The sequence below is a fragment of the Myxococcus sp. CA040A genome, assembly GCF_013336725.1.
GTDB lineage: Bacteria > Myxococcota > Myxococcia > Myxococcales > Myxococcaceae > Myxococcus > Myxococcus llanfairpwllgwyngyllgogerychwyrndrobwllllantysiliogogogochensis.
The window spans coordinates 1014445-1034778 of sequence record NZ_JABUMR010000004.1; the positions used below are offsets into that span (position 1 = coordinate 1014445).

19 protein-coding genes are annotated in these 20334 nt (G+C 68.1%); 8 read left to right on the forward strand and 11 right to left on the reverse strand.

What is annotated here, in order from left to right; translation table 11 throughout:
• Positions 1-20: 20 nt before the first annotated feature.
• The 10 genes from sctN to HUA75_RS21265 form a co-directional block, all read right to left on the reverse strand.
• Entirely contained in the window at positions 21-1334 is a 1314-nt protein-coding gene (gene sctN / locus HUA75_RS21220; protein ID WP_141647475.1) for a type III secretion system ATPase SctN, read from the reverse strand.
• 19 nt (positions 1335-1353) lie between these two features.
• A complete protein-coding gene (locus HUA75_RS21225; protein ID WP_141647476.1) occupies positions 1354-2028 on the reverse strand; it encodes a FliH/SctL family protein in 675 nt (224 codons plus the stop codon).
• Positions 2029-2052: 24 nt separating this feature from the next.
• Positions 2053-4128 carry a hypothetical protein gene (locus HUA75_RS21230; protein WP_174487394.1) on the reverse strand — a complete coding sequence of 692 codons (2076 nt, stop codon included), beginning with the start codon at positions 4126-4128 and terminating at the stop codon, positions 2053-2055.
• A gap of 74 nt (positions 4129-4202) precedes the next feature.
• Complete coding sequence (locus HUA75_RS21235) at positions 4203-5015, reverse strand: type III secretion protein (RefSeq protein WP_141649240.1); 813 nt, start codon at positions 5013-5015, stop codon at positions 4203-4205.
• Positions 5016-5119: 104 nt separating this feature from the next.
• Positions 5120-5680, reverse strand: a complete 561-nt coding sequence (locus tag HUA75_RS21240) for an ATP-dependent helicase HrpB (RefSeq protein ID WP_246137878.1) — start codon at positions 5678-5680, stop codon at positions 5120-5122.
• Entirely contained in the window at positions 5562-6398 is an 837-nt protein-coding gene (locus HUA75_RS21245; RefSeq protein ID WP_141649239.1) for a sigma-70 family RNA polymerase sigma factor, read from the reverse strand. Before HUA75_RS21245 ends, HUA75_RS21240 begins: the two co-directional genes overlap by 119 nt.
• A 7-nt stretch (positions 6399-6405) precedes the next feature.
• A complete protein-coding gene (locus tag HUA75_RS21250; RefSeq protein ID WP_141649238.1) occupies positions 6406-6801 on the reverse strand; it encodes a hypothetical protein in 396 nt (131 codons plus the stop codon).
• Between the two features lie 22 nt (positions 6802-6823).
• Entirely contained in the window at positions 6824-7258 is a 435-nt protein-coding gene (locus HUA75_RS21255) for a tetratricopeptide repeat protein (RefSeq protein WP_141649237.1), read from the reverse strand.
• 90 nt (positions 7259-7348) lie between these two features.
• Positions 7349-7915, reverse strand: coding sequence for a hypothetical protein (locus tag HUA75_RS21260; protein WP_141649236.1), 567 nt, complete (start codon positions 7913-7915; stop codon positions 7349-7351).
• Positions 7916-8047: 132 nt separating this feature from the next.
• Positions 8048-8278 (reverse strand): hypothetical protein, encoded by a 231-nt coding sequence (locus HUA75_RS21265; RefSeq protein WP_371745608.1) that lies wholly within the window; start codon positions 8276-8278, stop codon positions 8048-8050.
• Positions 8279-8605: 327 nt separating this feature from the next.
• On the opposite strand from HUA75_RS21265, the gene HUA75_RS21270 reads away from it, so the two are divergent.
• The 8 genes from HUA75_RS21270 (at position 8606) to HUA75_RS21305 (ending at position 18419) form a co-directional block, all read left to right on the forward strand.
• On the forward strand, positions 8606-9232 hold the full coding sequence (locus tag HUA75_RS21270; protein WP_141648438.1) for a hypothetical protein: 627 nt from the start codon (positions 8606-8608) through the stop codon (positions 9230-9232).
• Positions 9233-9438: 206 nt separating this feature from the next.
• Entirely contained in the window at positions 9439-9939 is a 501-nt protein-coding gene (locus HUA75_RS21275; protein ID WP_141648439.1) for a GbsR/MarR family transcriptional regulator, read from the forward strand.
• On the forward strand, positions 9936-10685 hold the full coding sequence (locus tag HUA75_RS21280) for an ABC transporter ATP-binding protein (RefSeq protein ID WP_141648440.1): 750 nt from the start codon (positions 9936-9938) through the stop codon (positions 10683-10685). The genes HUA75_RS21275 and HUA75_RS21280 overlap by 4 nt, the downstream gene beginning before the upstream one ends.
• Before the next feature lies 1 nt (position 10686).
• On the forward strand, positions 10687-12795 hold the full coding sequence (locus HUA75_RS21285; protein WP_141648441.1) for an ABC transporter permease: 2109 nt from the start codon (positions 10687-10689) through the stop codon (positions 12793-12795).
• A gap of 4 nt (positions 12796-12799) precedes the next feature.
• Entirely contained in the window at positions 12800-14101 is a 1302-nt protein-coding gene (locus HUA75_RS21290) for an FtsX-like permease family protein (RefSeq protein ID WP_174487395.1), read from the forward strand.
• 5 nt (positions 14102-14106) lie between these two features.
• Entirely contained in the window at positions 14107-14889 is a 783-nt protein-coding gene (locus HUA75_RS21295; protein ID WP_174461804.1) for an outer membrane lipoprotein-sorting protein, read from the forward strand.
• The gene (locus HUA75_RS21300; RefSeq protein WP_174487396.1) at positions 14886-16514 is read left to right on the forward strand and encodes a hypothetical protein; all 1629 of its coding nucleotides are present in this window, start codon (positions 14886-14888) and stop codon (positions 16512-16514) included. Before HUA75_RS21295 ends, HUA75_RS21300 begins: the two co-directional genes overlap by 4 nt.
• A gap of 159 nt (positions 16515-16673) precedes the next feature.
• Positions 16674-18419, forward strand: a complete 1746-nt coding sequence (locus tag HUA75_RS21305; RefSeq protein ID WP_174487397.1) for a hypothetical protein — start codon at positions 16674-16676, stop codon at positions 18417-18419.
• A gap of 411 nt (positions 18420-18830) precedes the next feature.
• Here the strand turns inward: HUA75_RS21305 and HUA75_RS21310 are convergent, their stop codons facing one another.
• Positions 18831-20273, reverse strand: coding sequence for an LVIVD repeat-containing protein (locus tag HUA75_RS21310; protein ID WP_174487398.1), 1443 nt, complete (start codon positions 20271-20273; stop codon positions 18831-18833).
• Between the last annotated feature and the right edge of the window lie 61 nt (positions 20274-20334).

Sequence of the window (20334 nt, forward strand, 5' to 3'; positions counted from 1 at the left end):
CCGGGGTGCACCCCTGTCCCTCACTCCTCGAAGAGGGCGATCAACTGCTCCACCGTCTCCTCGAAGCCGGAGTTGGAGTGGGTGTCCTGCTTGAGGAAGTCGATGATGGCGTCGTACTTGTCGATGGCGTAGTCCGTGCGGGGGTCCGTCCCGTACTGGTAGGCGCCCAGCAGGATGAGGTCGCGCTGCTTCTCGTACGTGGCCAGCGTCTCTCGCAGCTTGCCCGCCGCCTTCTTGTGCTCCTTGGAGACGATGCCGCTCATCACACGGCTGAGGCTCGCCAGCACGTCCATTGCGGGCCACTGGTTTCGCTCGCCCAGCGCGCGGTTGAGGATGAAGTGGCCGTCGAGAATACCGCGGACCTCGTCCGCGATGGGCTCCTCCATGTCACCGCCGGCCACGAGGCAGGTGTAGATGGCGGTGCACTTGCCCTTCTCCGAGTTGCCCGTGCGCTCCAGGATGCGCGGCAGCATGGAGAAGACGCTCGGTGGATAGCCCTGGCGGGCCGGGGGCTCCCCCACGGCGAGGCCAATCTCACGCTGGGCACGCGCCAGACGCGTCACCGTGTCGAGCATGAAGAGCACATTGCCGCCGCGCTCCCGGAAATACTCGGCGATGGCGGTGGCGACGTAGGCGGCTCGCAGACGCACGAGGCTGGGCTGGTCAGAAGTGGCGCACACCAGCACGGAGCGCTTCATGCCCTCCTCGCCCATGGCGTCCTCGATGAACTCGCGGACTTCGCGACCACGCTCGCCGATGAGGGCGACGACGCAGAGGTCGGCCTGGGTGTTGCGCGCTATCTGTCCCATCAGCGTGGACTTGCCGACGCCGGAGCCGGCGAACAGGCCCACGCGCTGGCCCTCGCCCACGGTGAGCAGTCCGTCGATGCAGCGCACGCCCAGGGGAAGGGGCCGCTCGATTCGCTGACGGGTGAACGGGTCCGGGCAGTTTCGGTCCACGGACCAGTCGATGAGGCCCTCTGCCGGCAGTTCGCTGCCGTCCATGGGCTCGCCGATGCCGTTGAGCACGCGCCCCAGGAGCGCCTCGCCGCACTTGATGCTCAGGGGCTTGCCGGTGGGGATGACCTCGCTGTCCGGGCCGATGCCGTACAGCTCGCCCAGGGGCATGAGCATCACCTCGTCGCCCTGGAAGCCCACTACCTCCGCCTTCACGGGGCCGCGGCCGCGGCTCTTGATGAGCACCAGCTCGCCCACTCGGACGTTGGGGACGCTCGCCTTGATGATGAGGCCCGTCAGCTCGGTGACGCGGCCCCGGACGCGCACCGTCTGGGCGTCCTGGATGAGGTCGAAATAGCGCGAAAGGTCGATGGCCATGGACGTGGTTCCGTCCCGGCTAGGCCGGGCCTTCCTTCGGGCCGTTCTGGTCTGGCAGCAGCACGTTCTGGAGCATCTCCAGCTGCGTGGGCAGCTGCGCATCCACCGTGCCGAACTCCGTCTGGACGATGCAACCCACCGGAGCGACCTCCGGGTCCTCCTTGATGGCCAGGTCCACCGCGCGGCCGATGAGCTCCATCAAAATGGGCTTCTTGGCGCGCAGCACGGCGGCGGTCTTCGGGTGCACGCGCAGGGTCATGGCGCGGGCGCTGCGCAGGTTGTCGATGGCGGACGCGCATAGCTCCAGCATCAGGTCCGGGTCCTTCTCCAGGCTCCGGCCGATGATCTTCTCACCCACGCGCAGGCCCAGGGCGATGATGTCCCTCTCGTACGTGCCCAACAGCTCCCCGGCCTGCATCTTCGCGCGGAGGATGATCTCCGTGGCCTGGGCCAGCCCTTCCTGGCGCCCCTGCTCCCGCGTCTTCACGAGCAGCTCCTCGCGCTCGCGCTGGGCCTCCGCGAGGATGCGCTCCTTCTCGCGGTGGGCCTCCTCGATGATGCCCTGGGCTCCCTGGCGGGCCTCGAAGACCTCGGCGTTCATCACCCCCGCGCGCGGAGGCCGCAACACCGGCCGCTCCGACACGAGAGACGGCTCCGCCGTCCCGTCACCCTTGATCACCTTGCCGATCGCCATGCGCCGCTCCTTGCGGGCCGGATGCTAGCGCGTTCCGCCGCGCGGTCCACGCCCACCGGAGCCAGGAGGCACCGGGCCGTCCGTGTCGGACGCCCCACGGGGTCGGCGCTGCACCGACGTGCCCTCCCGAACCCCTGGGGGCGCACCCGGAGCGGGAGCCGCTCGCCCGGCCAGCACCCGAGGAGGCCTCTCCTGCGGGCTCGCGCCCTCCCGGGCCGGGTCCGGGCGCACCGCCTTGACGCTGACCGAGGAGCGCGAGCGGAACACCCGAGAGCCCTCCGGGTCCTCGCGGGGCGGGGGGGCGGCATCGGGACGGGGCCGCACGCGAGAGGAGCGAGACAGCTCTTCGGGCGGGCGCTGCACGCGGGAACCCTCCGCCGCGGGGCCCACGCGCGAGCGCTCCCGAGCCGGAGGCGCCTCTGGCTCCCCCGCGGGGGTCGCGGGCCGGGGCCGAGGTCCCCCCAGGCCCAGACGCGAGGGAGGAGGACCGATGCGGGCCCCCTCCGGGTCCGGTCGCCCGGGGCGGGATTCGGGGCCACCTGGCTCGCGACGAGCGACGGGCGCGCCAGGAGGCTCTCGGCGAGCACCCGCCGAGGTGCCTTCGCGACGCGGAGCACCCGGGGCCGGCGCAGCGGACGTGGGCTCACGGCGAGGAGGGATGCGATGGACCGCGGAGCCGTCCGAGGCACCATCCTTGGGACGCGCGACGCGCGACGGCTCGCGACTGGACATGGCGCCCGCGCTCCTCGCGGCCCGTTCGGCCATGAAGTCACGCCGCACCGCGGGCTCCGCGCCTGGAGGCCGGCGCGTGGCGGTGGCGGCCTTCGCCGGCTCGCGGGCCACGCCCGTCCCCTCTCGAGGCGCGGCGGTGGCGGCCTTCGCGGGCTCACGGGCCACGCCTGTCCCTTCTCGAGGAGCGGCGGCGGCCTTCGCCGGCTCACGGGCCACGCCCGTCCCCTCTCGAGGCGCGGCGGCGGCGGCCTTCGCCGGCTCACGGGCCACGCCTGTTCCTTCTCGAGGCGCGGCGCCGGGCTCACGGGTCCCTCCAGCGGGAGCTTCACGCGCGACGGAGGAAGCCGCGGCGGCCGCGGCCTTGCGTGCGCCAGGGGGCGGCGGAAGCACGGCGGACTGACGCGGCGGCGGAGGCGTCGCCAGACGCACGGGCCGCTCGATGAGGCCCCGGGTGGCGAGCCGCTCCAGGTCCATGACGATGTCGGTGCGGCCACCGTCTCCGCGCGCGGTGGGACGGATGCGCTCCTCGCGCACCCACTTCGCCACCAGGCTGCCGAACTCACCCCGGTACTTCTCCAGCATGCGCGCGGCGAACTCAGGGGACTGGGCCACGCACGCGCGCGCCAGCCGCTGGACTCCCGCGCTGCGGATGGAGCCCGCCGGGTTCTTCAGTCCGTCATGCAGCTCCAGCTGCGCGCGCGCGTCCTCCTCGGGAAGCTTGCGTGGCGCATTGGCCGCCACGGACTTGCCGGCCAGGAGCTTCAGGTCCGGAGGCAGGGCCTCCAGCAGCGTCTCCCGCTCCGCGTCGGGAAGGCCCGCCAGGGCCGGGCCGAGCACGCGCGCGCCCAACCTGTCGCTCACCGTGAGCAGCTCTCGCTGCTGGAGCATGAGCACGTCGGAGAACTTGAAGCCCGCGGACTGCGAGGCGCTCGACTCCCGAGCCAGCGCCTCCTCCAGCTTCCACCGGACGATGTCCAATACTTGAGGCCGGACCTCGCGGGTCAGCTTCACGCGAGACGGCGGCAGGTGGACCCGCACCGCTTCCGCCATCGCGGAGGGCAGCGCGCGCAGCACCATCTCCATCAGCGCACCGCGCTCGCGTTGCAGCAGCGCGGCCAGGCGCTCCGGCTCCGCGCTCCACAACTGGCCGCGCCGGTCCTTCACCAGCCGCTTGATCTCCTGCACCAGCGCGGGGATGCGCTTGTCGCGGGGGATCTGCAGGATTTCCTGCGCGCGGTGGCGCAGCAGCTCACCTTCCTCCGTCGGGAGGTGCTCCATCGCCCCCAAGCTCTCCTGGCCGCCGAAGGTGACGGCGGTCAGGAGCAACATGCTCTGGCGCTTGTTGAGCGAGGTGAAGAACGAGTCCAAACGTCACCTCGCGGGCTTCCACGGACGCCCGCTGGGAGAAAGAAGGCGCCCCACCGGGAGGGGCGCGGAAGGCGTCAGGCCTCGGGCGGACGGACGCGGGGACGGGTGCCACGCGCCGCGGGGGCACCGCCGGGGGAGCGCATGAACGACCACCCCGTCAGGCCCATCATCGCGAGGATGAGCACGAAGGCGCCCACCAGCATGATCTTGAACTGGCTGGCGCTGGAGGCCGTCATCCGCAGGCCCAGCACGTCCTGCTGCCGGTTCTCGTCCGTCTTCTCCGCCTTGGGGCCCTGAGCCGCGGTCATCAGCACCGTCACCGCCTCCGGCCGCATCTCCGGCACGGCCGTGGCCACGAAGGCCTTCACGGCGGCGACCTCGATGGGCGCCTTGCCGCCCTCGACGATGCGGTACTTGATGAACACCGACGCGGACGGCAGCGGCTTGTTCTCCGGCTGCGTCAGGTCGTTGTTCTCCGGCACGCTGACGATGGCGCGTGCTTCCAACACGCCGTCAATCTGGTTGAGCGCGTTGGAGACCTCGCCCGCCATGGCCTTGAGGAGCATGGCGCGCTCCTCCGTGGCGGTGGGCACCATGCTTCCCTTGGCGAAGTGCGACAGCCCCTTCTCCACGGGTCTGGGCAGCGAGTTGAGCTTGAGCAACTCCGCTGCCTCCGCGGCGTCCGTCTTGGGCACGGTGATCATGAACCGCACCTCGTTGCCGCCTTCCTCCTTCTCCTTCTTCGCGTTGATGCCGTTCTTGCTGAGCAGGACGTAGATTTCGTTGGCGTCCGCTTCACTCAGCTCATGTTGCAGCTCGATGTGACATCCCGTCACGAGCACGAGGGCGAGGAGCGGGGCGGCGAACGCTTGCGGTCGGCGAATCATGGGCACATTGAGCTTACTAGGGCCTCGGAAAACGCGGAAGGGCGCCCCCTCCAACTCGGAGAGGCCGCCCTTCATCCAAGCGCCACCGAGGACGGTGGACTGAATCAGACCTGCGTCTTGACGACGTCCTTGAGGCCGGTGGTGGCCTTCTCGACCACCTTGCTCGTCAGGTCCAACTGCTGGGTGTACTGGTACATGGACGCCTGGAGCGACAGCAGCTCGGCGTTGGAGAACTGCTTGCCGCTGGAGGCCTGGGAGATGATCTTCTCCAGGTTGCCCTGGCCCTTCTCCAGGTCGCCAATCACCTGCGACATCATGTCGGAGGCCTTGCCCGTCTTGCCCGTCTCCGTCTTGGCGGCGACAGGCTCCGCGGCCTTCGCGGAGACCGGCTGGGTGGCGGTGGCACTGACCTTGTTCAGGGCCGCCTTCTCCGTCTTGTTGACGGTCTCCACCTGGCGGACGGCGTCCGTCTTCTGGGTCGCCTGCGCCGCCTGGGCCTTGTTCACGCCCTGGGCCGCGTCCACCTGGCCGGCGCCCTGCGCCTTGTCAGCGAGAACTCCGTCGAACTTCGACGCTCCCGCCTTGTTCGTCTGCTGGACGCCCTGATCCTGCAGCTTTTGCTGCGCCACCTGCGCCGCGGAGATGCCCGCCATCGGACCCGCCATGTGACAGCCTCCTTGCATCCGTCGAGGTAGGGGGAAGTTCCTCCTCCTCGTTCAAGAGTTCCTTGAGGCGGTCGATGGCGCGCGCATGAAGCCGCGACGCCCAGCTCTTCGACTGCCCGATTTCCGACCCCGCCTCTTCCAGCGTCCTGCCCTGGAAGTAGTACCCCTGAAGAAGCTTGCGCTCCTTCTCCGGGAGCTTCTCTATCGCCGCCCGCACCCGCGTCTTCAGCTGCTCCTGCTCCAGCCGGACATCCACCGGCAGCGACTCGTCGGTGTACCCGCCGTTGTCGGCCCCCTCCAGACTGGAGGCGAACACCATCGCCAGACCCTGCACCGCATCCGAGATGTCACTGACATCATCGTCGAATGAGCTGCCCCGGTTGCTTGAGCCCGACTCCCGGTCCGACAAATTGCCGAGATACGCCGCCGCCCGCTCGCCCACATACGCGTTGCGGGCGTCAGAACCCCTCAACACCCCCATCTTCCTCAAACCGTCGAAGATGGCGCCCTTGATGCGGTAGTGGGCAAAGGTGAGGAAGTTGGCTCCCACCTTCGGGTCGAATCGTTCAGCGGCCTCCAGCAGTCCAATCTGTCCGTACGCCACCAGCTCATCCAGCTCCAGCTGGGCGTTGAACTGCTTGCGCACGGTCGCCGCGAGCGACCGAACGTAGGGGCCGTACTTGGTGAGAATGGCCTTCCTGTCTTCGCCCAGTGGCAAGCGCTGCTCACTCGGCCTTGGACCACAGCCGCTCGAGTACCTGGTTCAGCCTCGGGTCATCCTGCAGTGCGTCCGCGATCTTCGTGGTGAGGGAGGAGGACTTCATGCGCAGCTTCTCCTTCAGGACTTCGGCGACCAACGCCCGGGTCGCCTCTTCCTTGCTCTTGAAGCCCCCGTTCTTCAATCCGCGGGCGATGGCCATCGCCTGCGCGGCGACCGGATCCGCGGCCTGGGGGCCCTGGACGTTGCTGGAGCCTACCAGACCCGAAACGCCGACGAGAGACTCCGCCTTGTCCACCCGGGCGCCAAAGGCCGTGCCACCCGTGGGCGCCGCGGACGACGCCCCCTTCGCGCCGCCGGCGCGCCCCTTCCCACCACCGCGTCCAACGCCACCGACAGCCATGGGCGAAGCTCCCCTTCTGCCTCTACTTCTTCGCGGGAGGCAGGACTCCCGCTTCCTTCGCCTGGAGGAGCGCCTGCGCAAGACGGGCCCCGTCACCTTCGGGCTCCAGGTCGATGGCGGCCTTCAGCTCCTTGAGCGCCTCCGGCACCTTGCCAAGGAACAGGAGCGCCTCTCCCACATGCGCGCGCGGCAGGGATGCCTGCGGCGCCAGGCGCTGCGCGGAGCGGTAGGCCTGCAGCGCCTTGTCGTGACGGCCCTGCGCGAACTCCACCGCGCCCAGCCCCAGCTGCGGAACCTCGCTCCTGGGCATCAGCGCCGCGGCGCCGGAGAAGATCTCCTTCGCCTTGTCGAACTGCCCCATGTCCAGCCACAGATAGCCGGCCTCCAGCAACACCATGGCCTGCTGGCGCCCCAAGGGGACCAGGCTGTTCGAGATCTCCGAGACGCTCTCCGCCATGGACTTCGCTCTTCCTTTCCTGGCCCGGGTTGGAGGGAAGCGGCGCCGCTCCCCTCCCCTCCGGGCTCGCGCCCGCCACGCCCCGAGGGCTTAGCGGACGTTGCTGATGGAGTTCTTGATGCAATCGTGCCGCGACTTCATCACGTTGGAAATAGCCGTGAAGGTCTGCGACTCCTGCTGGATGGCCGCCTGCAGGTTCAGCAGCTTGGAGTTCTCAGCCGCCATCTGGTTCAGCGAGAAGTTGCCGCCGACAGTGTCCGACGTGCTGGTGCCCAGCGCGCCCGTGCCCGGACCCGCGACACCACCACCGACGCCACCCGCCACGCCGCTGATGCCGGCCGCGACGCCGCCACCCATCGACGGGGCCACCGTGCCGCCGCCCATGCCGACCGCGGTGCTCATCACGCCCGCGTAGGGCGCGCTGCCAGAGCCCGCGTTGTTGGACAGGGTGTGAACCGAGGAGACCGCCGCGGACACAATCTGACCGCCCGGAATCATGCCGGCCACCGCGCCGACGCCCGTGCCCACCGCGCCCGCCGCGCTGTTCAGGCCGTTCTGAAGCCGAGCGCCGAAGCCCGTGTTCGGGGTCTGGCGCGCCGTCGTGACGTTGGTCGAGAGCCGGACGCCGGGACCCATCATGTTGTCGATCTTCGCCATTTCATCCTCCAGGCGCTGCGAGAAGTAGACAGAGCTCCCGGATGATCCAGTGCTCTTTCCCTGATTATCGGCCCAGCCCTCCGCCAGTTGCCTGTCCGTGGCGAAAAACCGCGATTCAACGGGAAAACCCCGTCATTTCCGACCCTTGGAACCCTTCGCCTCGGCGATCAGCCGCTCGCGGGTATCCACCAACAATTCCAGCAGCTGCTCGGCGTGGGTCAGCGCGGCCTGGGCCTTCTTGCCCGCGTCCACCTTGGGCCCCTTGAGGGCGGCCAGGCCGTCCTTCAGCGGGTCGAACAGCGCCCGGACGTCCTCCGCGGGGGTCGCCTCGAGCAGCGACTCGATTGCGGGGTACGAGGGCACGGGGAGCTCCTGGGACGGGGAGGGAGCGGAGGGCTTGGCTGACGGGGGCATCGCGGAGGGGGTCTCCTGTCGGGCCAGCGGCCAGGGGGCCGATGGACGCTTGCCGGTGTGACGCTAGGGGAAAAGCCCGTCCGCCCACAAGCCGCCTGAGGCCTGCCCTCGGGTCCACCCGGCCCATGGCCCACCGGCAGGGGAGGGGCCGGGCACGCGCCGACCTTGCCCCCCCAGCCCTGTCCCCTTCCACGGTCGCACCTAGCTTTTGGAACAGCGGAGGGACCGATTGCATCACGCACACCCCTCCGTCGCACTCACACAGGAGATTCTCCCATGAAGAAGCTGGTTGGGGTTTTCGCGGCGATGGCGCTGCTGGGGTCCGGCGCGGCTCTGGCGAACGATGACAAGACCAAGCCGCAGCAGGACCCTGCGGCCCAGGGTGGCTCGGGCACCTCAGGTACCGGGAGCACGCAGCAGGACAGCTCCATGCAGCAGGACAGCTCCATGGGGGGCTCTGGCTCCACCATGGGCTCCAGCGCCATGGGCCAGAAGGAGCTGAGCGGCAAGGTGGTGAAGGCCGAGAGCAGCAAGGTCTTCGTCCAGGACGCGCAGGGCGCGGTGGTGACGCTCGACATCGACAAGAGCACGACGTTCACCGACCCGACGCTCAAGAAGGCCAAGGACCTCAAGGAGGGCCAGGAGATCCGGGCCAGCTTCGAGGTGAAGGAAACGAAGAACATGGCCAAGAGCATCTCGCTGTCGGGCACCGGCGGCGCGGGCACGGACGTCATGACGCCTGACCCGACCATCAACCAGCCCGCCCCGGACACGGGCACCCAGGACCCGGGCGCCCCGATGGAGGAGCCAGGCACCGGCGGCTCCGGCATGGGGACCGACAAGAACAAGGACATGGGGACCGGCACCTCCGGGGACAAGAGCACCAGCCCCGACACGTACTGAGCCCACGGACCCGTACCCGTGACGCACGTCTTCCCCCGAGACGGGGATGAGCAGGGCCCGCGGCCTCCACAGGTCGCGGGCCCTGCTTGCGTTCACTTCATTCAGTATTGACTGAATGGTCTGAACGAACTAGATGCCGGGCGCCACCCTGGCCCTTCGCGGACGTCTGTCGCGCGCGGCCTCCTCGGGTGAGACGGAGGCCGGGAATGAAGGAGCTGGGCGCCGCGGAGCAGCGCTTCATCGAATCGATGGGGCTGTACTTCGAACGGCAGGGCAGCACGCGCATCGGCGGGCGCATCCACGCGCTCCTGATGCTGACGGACCAACCGCTGTCGCTCCAGCAGATTGCCCGCGTGCTCAAGGTGAGCGCGGCCTCCGTGTCCACCAACATCCGCGCCAGCATGGCGATTGGACTGGTGGAGCCCGCCAGCGTGCCCGGAGACCGGCAGCACTACTACGTCGTGAACAACGACGGCTGGGAGAGCCGGCTTCGCACCGCGGAGGACAGCGTCAAGGCGTTTGTCCGCGTGTGCCAGGAGGCCCTCCGCGCGCCGCAGCTCGCGCACAAGCAGCACCTGCTCGAGGCGGCGGACTTCTGTGAATTCTACCTGGCCGAAATGGCCGGCATCGCCGAGCGGTGGCGCGCCTCGCGCGGCGCCCGCCCCTCGCCCCGCACCCCCAAGGCATCGAAAGGACGCACCGCATGAACGCCGCAGTCGCGCAATCTCCCATCGTCTCCATCACCAACGTGACCAAGGACTACACCCTCGGCAAGGTGGTCGTCCCGGCGCTGCGAGGCGTGGATCTCCAGGTGCATCCCGGGGAGTTCATCTCCATCGCCGGCCCGTCCGGCAGCGGCAAGACGACGCTGCTCAACCTCATCGGCTGCGTGGACACGGCCACGTCGGGTGTCGTCAGCGTCGCCGGCCAGGACACCAAGCAGCTCACGGAGCGCCAGCTCACGCACCTGCGCCTGCACACCATCGGCTTCATCTTCCAGAGCTTCAACCTGGTGTCGGTGCTCAGCGTCTTCCAGAACGTGGAGTTCCCGCTCCTGCTCCAGCGCAAGCTGGACAAGAACCAGCGCAAGGAGCGGGTGAATCAGCTGCTGGAGCAGGTGGGCCTGGCCCATCACGCCAAGCACCGCCCCAACGAGCTGTCCGGCGGCCAGCGTCAGCGCGTGGCCGTCGCGCGCGCGCTCGTCACCCGGCCCCAGCTGGTGCTGGCGGACGAGCCCACCGCCAACCTGGACTCGGTGACGGGCCAGCACATCATCGACCTGATGAAGGAGCTGAACCAGAAGGAAGGCACCACCTTCATCTTCTCCACCCACGACGCCAAGGTGATGAACCACGCGAACGCCGTGGTGCGTCTGGCGGACGGCAAGATTCTGGACCGGCTGACCCCCTCCGAGGCGAAGCGGGCCCTCGCCGTGGGCGCGGAGGGTCACTGACATGGGTCAGCTCCGGTTGCTGATGCAGGTGGCCTTCCGCAACCTGTTCACCAGCAAGATCAACATCCTCATCGGCGGCATCATCTTCTTCGGCACGTTGCTGGTGGTGGTGGGCGGCGCGCTGCTCGACAGCATGGACAGCGCGATGAGCCGCAGCATCATCGGCAGCGTCGCGGGCCACCTCCAGGTCTACTCGGACGACTCCAAGGACGAGCTGAGCCTGTACGGCGGCATGAGCGGCGAGCCGGACCTGGCGGTGCTGGACGACTTCAGCCGCATCAAGCCCGTCCTGGAGAAGCACCCCAACGTGAAGACGGTGGTGCCCATGGGCACCAGCGGCGCGCTCATCACCTCCGGCAACACCGTGGACCTGACGCTCGCGCGCCTGAGAGACCTCTACAAGAAGCGCGCGGAGGAAGGCGAATCCCCTGCCCTTCGCGCGAACCTCGACAGCGTCAAGTCACACGTGCGGCAGATGGTGTCGCTCATGGAGGAGCAGCGCAACAAGAGCCGTGAGCTGCTCAGCTCCGCCGCCGTGGACCCGCTGGAGGTGGAGGCCCTGGCGCGCGCTCGCACCGACGCGTTCTGGGACACCTTCGAGCAGGACCCGTTCGCCTCGCTGGAGTTCCTGGAGAACCGGATCGCCCCGCAGCTTCCGGACGGCGACCTCCTGGACATGCGCTACGTGGGCACGGACCTGGACTCCTTCCAGCGCACCTTCGACCGCATGGAGATTGTCGACGGTCAGCCGGTGCCCCAGGGCAAGCGCGGCATGCTGCTGTCCAAGTTCTATTACGAGAACTTCCTCAAGCTGAAGACGGCGCTCCGGCTGGACAACATCAAGCAGGAGCGGGACCTCAACCAGAAGCGCATCGACACCGACCCGCAGCTGCAGCGCTGGGTGAAGGAGAACCAGACGCAGCCACGGGAGATCCTCTTCCAACTGGACCCCATCAAGACGGGGCAGGCGGTGGAGCGGCTGCAGAAGGTGCTCGGCAGCAAGGAGGCCTCCCTGGAGAAGCTCCTGTCGGAGTTCCTCACCACCACCGACGACAACTTCGACACGCGCTACCAGCAGTTCTACGCGGAGCTCGCGCCGCTGTTGGAGCTGTACCGCATGCGCATGGGTGACAACCTCACCATCACCGCCTTCACGCGCACCGGCTACGTGCAGAGCATCAACGTGAAGATCTACGGCACCTATCAGTTCAAGGGGCTGGAGAAGTCCGCCATGGCCGGTGTCATCAACCTGATGGACCTGATGTCCTTCCGGGAGCTGTACGGCTACCTCAGTCCGGACCGCAAGGCGGAGATCGCCGAGCTGCAGAAGAACAGCGGCCTGAAGGCGGTGGACCGCGCCAACGCCGAGGAAGCGCTCTTCGGCGAGGAGAGCGGCAACACGCTGGTGGCGGAGGCCACGCCGGGGCTCATCGAGGACTCGAAGGCGTTCGAGGGTGCCCTGGGCTCGCTGCGCCGGGACGACCTGGCCTCGCGCGTCTACTCCCAGCAGGAAATCGAGCAGGGCGTGGCGCTCAGCGCGGCCATCATCCTCAAGGACCCCGAGCAGCTCCAGCAGACGATGGAGGAGCTGAAGCAGGCCTCCACGGCGGCGGGGCTGAAGCTGCGCGTGGTGTCGTGGCAGCAGGCCGCGGGCCTCATCGGCCAGTTCGTGCTGATGGCGAAGCTGGTGCTCTACTTCGCCGTCTTCATCATCTTCATCGTCGCGCTGGTCATCATCAACAACGCGATGATGATGGCCACCCTCCAGCGCGTGCGCGAAGTCGGGACGATGCGGGCCATCGGCGCGCAGCGCTCCTTCATCCTGAGCATGGTGCTGGTGGAGACGGTGCTGCTCGGCTTCGTGTTCGGCGTGGGCGGCGCGCTGCTCGGCAGCGGCATCATGAGCGCGCTGGGCAGCGCCGGCATCCCCGCCGGCAACGAGGCGCTGTACTTCTTCTTCTCCGGTCCCCGCCTCTACCCCACGTTGAGCGCCGGCAACCTCATCGCGGCCTTCGTGATTGTCCTCCTGGTGTCCGCCATTTCCACCCTCTATCCCGCGTTCCTCGCGACGCGGGTGTCGCCTCTCCAGGCGATGCAGACGGACGAGTAAGGCCATGTTCCAACTCTTCCTCATCGCATTCCGAAACCTCGGCACCCACCGGCGGCGCACGCTGCTGCTGGGCGGCGCCATCGCCGGCGTCACCGCGCTGCTCGTCATCCTCATGGGCCTGTCCACGGGCATGAAGGAGACGATGCTGCGCTCCGCCACCACGCTCGCCACCGGCCACGTCAACGTGGGCGGCTTCTTCAAGGTCACCGCCGGCCAGGCCGCGCCGGTGGTGACGGCCTACCCCAAGATTCTCGAGCTGGTCCGCAAGGAGGTGCCGGAGCTGGACTACGCCGTCCAGCGCGGGCGCGGCTGGGCGAAAATCGTCAGCGAGTCCGCCTCCATGCAGGTGGGCGTGGGCGGCATCGACGTGAAGGACGAGCCGGGCTTCCGGCAGGTCCTGCAGATCCACGAGGGCAACCTGGACGGGCTGAACGAGCAGGGCACGGTGCTCCTGTTCGAGAAGCAGGCCAAGCGGCTCCAGGTGAAGGTGGGCGACACCGTCACCATCTCCGCCCCCACCATGCGCGGCACCAACAACACGGTGGACGTCCGCGTCGCCGCCATCGCCACCGACGTGGGCATGATGAGCGACTTCAACGTCTTCGTCCCGTCCAACACGCTGCGCTCGCTGTACCAGCTGCGCGACGACACCACGGGCGCCCTCTACCTGTACCTCAAGGACGTGAACCAGGTGCCCGTCGTCCAGGCGCGGTTGCGCACGGTGCTGGCGGACGCGGGCCACCAGCTCATGGACAATGACCCTCGCGCCTTCTGGATGAAGTTCGAGGTCGTCAACCGCGAGGCGTGGACCGGACAGAAGCTGGACATCACCAACTGGGAGGATGAGCTGTCGTTCATCACCTGGACGCTCACCGCGCTCAACGGGTTGACCAGCATCCTCATCTTCGTGCTGCTGGTCATCATCGGCGTGGGCATCATGAACACGCTGTGGATCGCCATCCGGGAGCGCACCCGGGAGATTGGCACGCTGCGCGCCATCGGCATGCAGCGCACCCGGGTGGTGGCGATGTTCCTGTTCGAGGCGATGACGCTCGGGGCGCTGGGCACCCTGGCGGGCGCGCTCATCGGGCTGGCCGTCTGCCTGGGCGTGGACGCCGCCCACGTGGGCGTCCCGGCGGCCGTGGCGATGTTCATCATGTCGGACCGGCTGCACCTGGTGGTGAACGCGGGCTCCGTCGTCGGCGCCATGGTGTTTATCACCACCTGCACCACGCTCATCTCGCTGATTCCCTCCTTCCTCGCCGCGCGCCTCAAGCCGGTGACGGCGATGCACCACATCGGATGAAATCCATGAGCCTCAAGAATCTGCTGTCCGCCGCGGCGCTGTCCGTGGCCATGTTGTCCGCGCCCGTGGCGCTGGCCCTGGAGCCGGCCGCCATGACGCAGATGCTGGCGACCATCGATGACCGTCAGCGCAACGGTGGCGACTACAAGTCGCTCATCTACATGGAGCAGAAGGAGAAGGACAAAACAGACAACGTACGCGAGGCGTTCGTCTACCGGCGCGACGCGGACGACAAGCTGATGATCCTCTTCAGCAAGCCCAAGACGGAGGCCGGCAAGGGCTACCTGCGGATGGACAAGAACCTCTGGAGCTACGACCCCAACGTGGGCAAGTGGGAGCGCCGCACCGAGCGCGAGCGCATCGCCGGCACCGACAGCCGACGCGCCGACTTCGACGAGTCCCGTCTGGCCGAGGAGTTCGACCCGGCCTACGAGGGCGAGGCGAAGCTGGGCAAATTCACCGCCCACAAGCTGCTCTTGAAGGTGAAGCCCAACGTGGACGTGGCATACCCCCTGGTCAAGATGTGGATAGACAAGGACACGAACAACATCCTCAAGCGCGAGGACTACGCCCTGTCCGGCCGGCTGATGCGCACCGCGCTCTATCCGCGCTGGAAGAAGATCTTCAGCGAGTCCAAGGGCGCCGACGTCTGGTTCCCCGAGGAGATCCGCTTCTACGACGAGGTGGAGAAGGCCAACTCCACCATCATCCTCATCAAGTCCGTGGACCTGCGCCCGCTGGAGGCCAACCTCTTCACCAAGGCCTGGCTCGAGAGCAAGAGTCGATGAGCCCGCGCAACCTCACCCTGGCCACGGCCCTGTCCGTGGCCCTCGCCGGCACCACCGCGCTCGGGCAATCCGGGCGGCCGGACGAGAATGCCCTCTTCGGGGGCGAGGACGACAAACCCGCCCAGGCGGACACGCCCGGGGAGCCTCCCACGACGGGGCGTCCCAGTGACGACGAGGTGTTCGGCGAGGACCCCGCGCCGTCCGCGGATGCCGACGCGAGCAACACGGGCGACGCGACCGAGCGGCAACCGCCGCTGACCCCGGCTCCGCCCGAGCCGGGAGACCGGGACTCGCAGGCGCTGTCGGGGCCGGGGACGCGCAGCGCCTTCGATTCCGATGAGGCCGTGGACGACCCGCTGAAGATTGGCGGGCAGTTCTACATGCGCGGCTTCGCGGCGGCGACGGAGGGGACGTCGTTCGGTGACACGTCGTTCTCCGCGCCCACCCTGGTGGACGGGTACTTCGACGCACGGCCGATGGACCGGCTGCGGGGCTTCGTGGTGGGGCGGTTGAGCTACGACCCCACCGTGGCCACGCAGACGGGCACCACGGACAACAACACGCCGTCCAATCCTCGCGTGCTGCTGGACCAGGCCTGGCTCCGCTTCGATATCGAACGGACCCTGTTCCTCACCATCGGCAAGCAGCATGTGAAGTGGGGCACGGGGCAGATATGGAACCCCACCGACTTCCTGTCACCGCAGCGGCGCAATCCGCTGGCCTTCGTGGACCTGCGCACCGGCGTGTCCATGTTGAAGGTCCACGTTCCCTGGGAGGCGAAGGGCTGGAACTTCTATGCCATCGCGGTGATGGATGACCTGGGCACCGATGCGGGCGCGCTGGTCGACAACACGGGAGGCGTTCCGCCCCCCGTGGAGGCCGACCCGGTCAACCGCCTGAGCCGTATCGGTGGGGCGCTGCGCGCGGAAGTCGTCCTCGGGCCCGCGGAGTTCGGCGCCAGCGCCGTGGCACAGCGGGGCCGCAAGCCGCGCTTCGGGTTCGACGTGTCCTCGGCGCTGGGTCCCATCGATGTCTACGGAGAAGTGGGCATCAAGAAGGGCACCGAGCGCCCCTTGTACCGAATCCCCGTCGGAACCACGTACGAGGAGATCATCAAGGACACGTCGCTGGTGGAGGCCTATGTCCCCTCGGGGCTCACGCCCCAGGTGACGGGTGGCGCCAACTACAGCTTCCCTTACGGCGACAACGACATCGCAGTGCTGGGCGTGGAGTACTTCTACAACTCGACGGGCTACACGAGCTCCTTCGGCTATCCGTACCTGCTCACGCAGGACGCCTTCCAGCCGCTGTATCTGGGGCGCCACTACGGTGCCGCGTACCTGTTCCTGGACCGGCCCGGGTCGCTCGAGCGCACGTCCTTCAACTTCTTCACGCTCAGCAACCTCTCGGACAAGTCGTACATCAGTCGAGTCAACGTCACCCACCGCGCCCTCAGCTACCTGACGGTCGAGGCCTATGGCGCCGTTCACTACGGCCACAAGGGTGGTGAGTTCCGACTCGGCTTCTCGGTGCCCGACGTCGTCGTCGGCGAGAAGACCTTTCATGGCCGCACCCTGGCGGCGCCCACCTTCGAGCTGGGCGCGGGGTTGCGCATCAGCATCTGACGCGGACACCTCGCGCAGTGGAGTTTCAGGGACCGCGTCTCCTATTCCCGGGGACGCGGTCCTTCGTTTTCGGGGGCAGGTCGCCGCCCGGGCGGGCCAACGAGGGGCGCTTGGGCCGACGAGGTGCCGGAGAATTCATGCAGTGAACATCCTTCCGGCATGCACCTGTGGATCGCCATCGCCGCCGGATTGAGCCTCGCGCAGGGTCAGAGCGAGGCGCCCTACCCTTCCCCCACGGATCCGTCCAACAGAGGCCCCGCGGCTTCGGCCCTGCGGGATGCGAACGAGCAGGCCGCCGAGGCAGCGGACGGCGCATGGCTCCCTCCCAACTACGTCCTTCAATCTCCGATGGCGGATGGGACGGCGCCCTATGGGCCCTACAGCATCACGCCTGCTCTTCCGGATGGCGAGGCCCCGTCGACTTCCGGCGAAGTGGCTATCGACGAAACGTATCGGAACTATGAGCCCATCCCCGCCGAGGTGCCGGAAGGCACGGGGGGCAGTGGGACGGATGACTCCGATGCTTCATCAACGACCTCGGGGACGACAGGCGGAGATGCCCCGGGCGTGGGTGGTTCGGGCAATGTGACAACAGGACAGGGGACGGGCTCGGATGACTCGGGTGATGCTCGGGTTTCGCAGCCAGGTGGCTCGAACACCGAGGCCGTGGCTCCGTCGTCGGCATCGCAGGCTGGCGCGCTGGATGGAACGGCCGGCACGGCGCCGCAGACCCCGGTTCAGAGCGGACAGGACTCGTCCGACGTTTCAGGCACGGACATCACTGGCTCAGGCACGGACATCACTGGCTCAGGCACGGACATCACTGGCCAGCCAGGAATCGGTGGTTCGGGCACGGATGCCACGACGCAGCCCAGCGCGCAGGGCGCGACGGGCGGCTCGGACACGAGCGGGACGACGGCTCCCGTGGAGCCAATGGGGACTGGTGGCGCGGGTACGAGCACCACGACGCAGCCCGATAATCAGGGCGCGACCGGTGGCTCGGGCACGAGCACCACGACGCAGCCCGATAATCAGGGCGCGACCGGCGGCTCGGGCACGAGCACGACGACACAGCCCGATAATCAGGGCGCGACGGGGGGCTCCGGTACGGAGGCCACGACACAGCCTGATAACCAGGGCGCGACGGGTGGTTCCGGCACGGAGGCCACGACACAGCCTGATAGCCAGGGCGCGACCGGTGGTTCCGGCACGAGCACCACGACACAGCCTGACAGCCAGGACTCCCTCGGTGGCTTTGGGCCGACTGAAACAGAGCAACTCGATGGACAGGGCGGCGCGGGCACGTCGGGCGACACATCGACCACGCCGGCTCAACCACAGCAGCAGTCTTCCGTGAGCGGGCAGCAGAATGGAAACACCGCCGCGAATCCTTCGGCCCAGGCCACCAAGCCCGCCACGGACGCTGAGGTGACGCAACTGCGGAATCGCCTTCAGCAACTCGAGGAAGAACTCAAGACACGAGACACCCAGATTGAACAGAACGCCCAGGCCACGCAGCAGCAAGTCGACACGTTCGGCGAGCGCGCGGTCGAAACCGAGCGCTCACGTCAGCAGCGGCTCGCCGCCATCCAGAGCGCGGGGGAGTGGATGCTCGCGGCGGATGCCGCGCTCCAACAGGGCGAGGACGATGTCGGCAACGCGCTGGACATCGCCGACAGCGCCTTCGCCAGCGTCCGCGACAGCGCCTCCGAGTTCGGCCAGGGGACTGTCATCGTTCATGCTGAACGCGCCCGTGCCCTGATCAACCTCGCCCGCGACGCAGCCGGACGCAGCGACACGTATTCCGCGCGACGCGCACTGCAAGATGCCGGCGTCGAACTCAGCCTCGCTCGCAGCGCCAGCCTCGGCAGGTCCGGCACGGGAAATTCGCTGCTCACTCCGTGACGCCGGCCTCGGCAGGTCCAGCACGGCTCACTCCCTGCTCGCGCCGTGACGCCGGCTTCAGCAGGTCCGGCACAGGAAACTCGTTGCTCATTCCGCGACGTCGGCCTCGGCAAGACCGGCACGGGAAACTCGTTGCTCATTCCCTGACGCCGGCCTCGGCAGGTCCGGCACGGGAAACTCGTTGCTCATTCCGCGACGTCGGCCTCAGCAGGTCCGGCACGGGCAACTCGTTGCTCATTCCGTGACGCCAGCCTCGGCAGGTCCGGCACGGGCAACTCGTTGCTCACTCCGTGACGCCGGCTAAGTACTGGCTCACGAACGAGGCGACCGCACAACGCGGCACCTTCCGCGCACGACACCGGCGAGGCGCCTCACTCACGAGGCGCCTCAACCGATGGTGCGACCTGACGCTCACGGCGTCTCGCGGAAGATGAGCAACCCTCGTGACGAATCCGTCGCGTACACGTACCCATCCCCGGGAACGTTCACGCTGTTGAGCCCCTCGAAGAACGAGATGCCACGGCCAGCGTCCGTCTCACGCCAGGTGTTGTAGTACGCCACCTGCCGCGGCACGCTCGGGTTGCTCACGTCCAGCACGCGCAGGCCATCCTGATAGTGCGCCACGTAGAGCTTCGCTCCCGACAGCGCCAGCGCGCGGATGGAAACCTCCGGACGAATCCGGAACTCACCCACCTGGAGCACGTTCGCCGGAGACGCGACATCCAGCACAGTCAGGTGCGCGTCCCAGTCCTCGCCAGCGGAGAAGGCCAGCGTGCGGTCACCCACCGTGCCCACCGCCACCGTGCGCGACGTGCCACCACTGAACCGCCCCAGCAGCTTCGGCGTCGACGGCGTGGTGATATCCGACACCGTCACGCCGTAGGTCCAGTTGCTCACGTACAGGCGATTGCCCACCGCCATCACATCCATCGGCACTTCGCCACCCTGCGGCTGCGCTCCCTCGACGAAGTAACGGTCCACCAGCTTCGGCTGCACCGGCGTCGTCACGTCGAAGATGAGCACCTCTCCGTTGGGCGCGGGCGACGCCGCGAACAGGAGGTTCCCCTCCACCGCCAGCGACACCACCTCCACCGCCGGGTCCGCCAACGCACGCAGGAAGGCGGGCGCCGCCGGGTTCGCCACGTTGTAGAGGGCCAGGCCATTCTTCTGGCTCGCCACGAAGAGCGTGGTGCCCTTCACCGCCACGTCCGTGTAGACGTCGTTGCCCGGATTGCCCTCACCCACCCGCCGCGCCTCGGCCGGGTTGGTCACGTCGAAGACGAAGAAGCCCTCGGGGCCCGCGGGCACATAGGCGTAGCCACCCGACACCGTCAAATCCCGCGCGGCGCCGCGCGGCAACGCGAGCTCCTTCACCAGCTCCACGCCCGACGACTCGCCTTCGCCCGCGTTGCGCTCCAGGCGAGCCCCCTTGAAGGTGCCCTGCAGGTCCAACGCTCCGTCCACACACCGACGGAACGTCCCCTCCAGCTTCGTCGGCGCGCTCGCCTCGCAACCCGCGAACGCGTAACGCACCGTGCGGCCATACGTGTCCACCACGTCGGCGGCCAGATAGAAGGTGTCCTCCGTGAGCTGCCGCTCCGTCACCGACAGCCCCAGAATCTGGGCCCCTGAACCGCCCGACAACTTCAGCGCTCCCGCGGAGCCCGAGCCGTCGTTCAGTTCAACATTGACGTTCCACACCCCGGTGGACTGCACCGCAGCGAGGCTTGAACGCTGACAGGCCGACAGGTTGATGGCGGCAAGATGACACTCCGCCTTGTTCTTGGAGTCGTCGTCCTTGCCGCAACCCAGGGCGAGGACCAGCGTGCTGCTCAGTAGGAAGAAGCGTCTCATGGCCCGTATGCATACCGGGCGTTGGAACCCAACGAAAGCCCTTCCCTCTTTCTCCCCAAGG

Bases quoted from the DNA above. Each gene is read 5' to 3' on its own strand.
- sctN (WP_141647475.1), bottom strand. From the start codon at position 1,334: ATGGCCATCGACCTTTCGCGCTATTTCGACCTCATCCAGGACGCCCAG.
- HUA75_RS21225 (WP_141647476.1), bottom strand. From the start codon at position 2,028: ATGGCGATCGGCAAGGTGATCAAGGGTGACGGGACGGCGGAGCCGTCT.
- HUA75_RS21235 (WP_141649240.1), bottom strand. From the start codon at position 5,015: ATGATTCGCCGACCGCAAGCGTTCGCCGCCCCGCTCCTCGCCCTCGTG.
- HUA75_RS21240 (WP_246137878.1), bottom strand. From the start codon at position 5,680: ATGGCGGGTCCGATGGCGGGCATCTCCGCGGCGCAGGTGGCGCAGCAA.
- HUA75_RS21250 (WP_141649238.1), bottom strand. From the start codon at position 6,801: ATGGCTGTCGGTGGCGTTGGACGCGGTGGTGGGAAGGGGCGCGCCGGC.
- HUA75_RS21255 (WP_141649237.1), bottom strand. From the start codon at position 7,258: ATGGCGGAGAGCGTCTCGGAGATCTCGAACAGCCTGGTCCCCTTGGGG.
- HUA75_RS21260 (WP_141649236.1), bottom strand. From the start codon at position 7,915: ATGGCGAAGATCGACAACATGATGGGTCCCGGCGTCCGGCTCTCGACC.
- HUA75_RS21270 (WP_141648438.1), top strand. From the start codon at position 8,606: ATGAAGAAGCTGGTTGGGGTTTTCGCGGCGATGGCGCTGCTGGGGTCC.
- HUA75_RS21275 (WP_141648439.1), top strand. From the start codon at position 9,439: ATGAAGGAGCTGGGCGCCGCGGAGCAGCGCTTCATCGAATCGATGGGG.
- HUA75_RS21280 (WP_141648440.1), top strand. From the start codon at position 9,936: ATGAACGCCGCAGTCGCGCAATCTCCCATCGTCTCCATCACCAACGTG.
- HUA75_RS21285 (WP_141648441.1), top strand. From the start codon at position 10,687: ATGGGTCAGCTCCGGTTGCTGATGCAGGTGGCCTTCCGCAACCTGTTC.
- HUA75_RS21290 (WP_174487395.1), top strand. From the start codon at position 12,800: ATGTTCCAACTCTTCCTCATCGCATTCCGAAACCTCGGCACCCACCGG.
- HUA75_RS21295 (WP_174461804.1), top strand. From the start codon at position 14,107: ATGAGCCTCAAGAATCTGCTGTCCGCCGCGGCGCTGTCCGTGGCCATG.
- HUA75_RS21300 (WP_174487396.1), top strand. From the start codon at position 14,886: ATGAGCCCGCGCAACCTCACCCTGGCCACGGCCCTGTCCGTGGCCCTC.
- HUA75_RS21305 (WP_174487397.1), top strand. From the start codon at position 16,674: ATGCACCTGTGGATCGCCATCGCCGCCGGATTGAGCCTCGCGCAGGGT.
- HUA75_RS21310 (WP_174487398.1), bottom strand. From the start codon at position 20,273: ATGAGACGCTTCTTCCTACTGAGCAGCACGCTGGTCCTCGCCCTGGGT.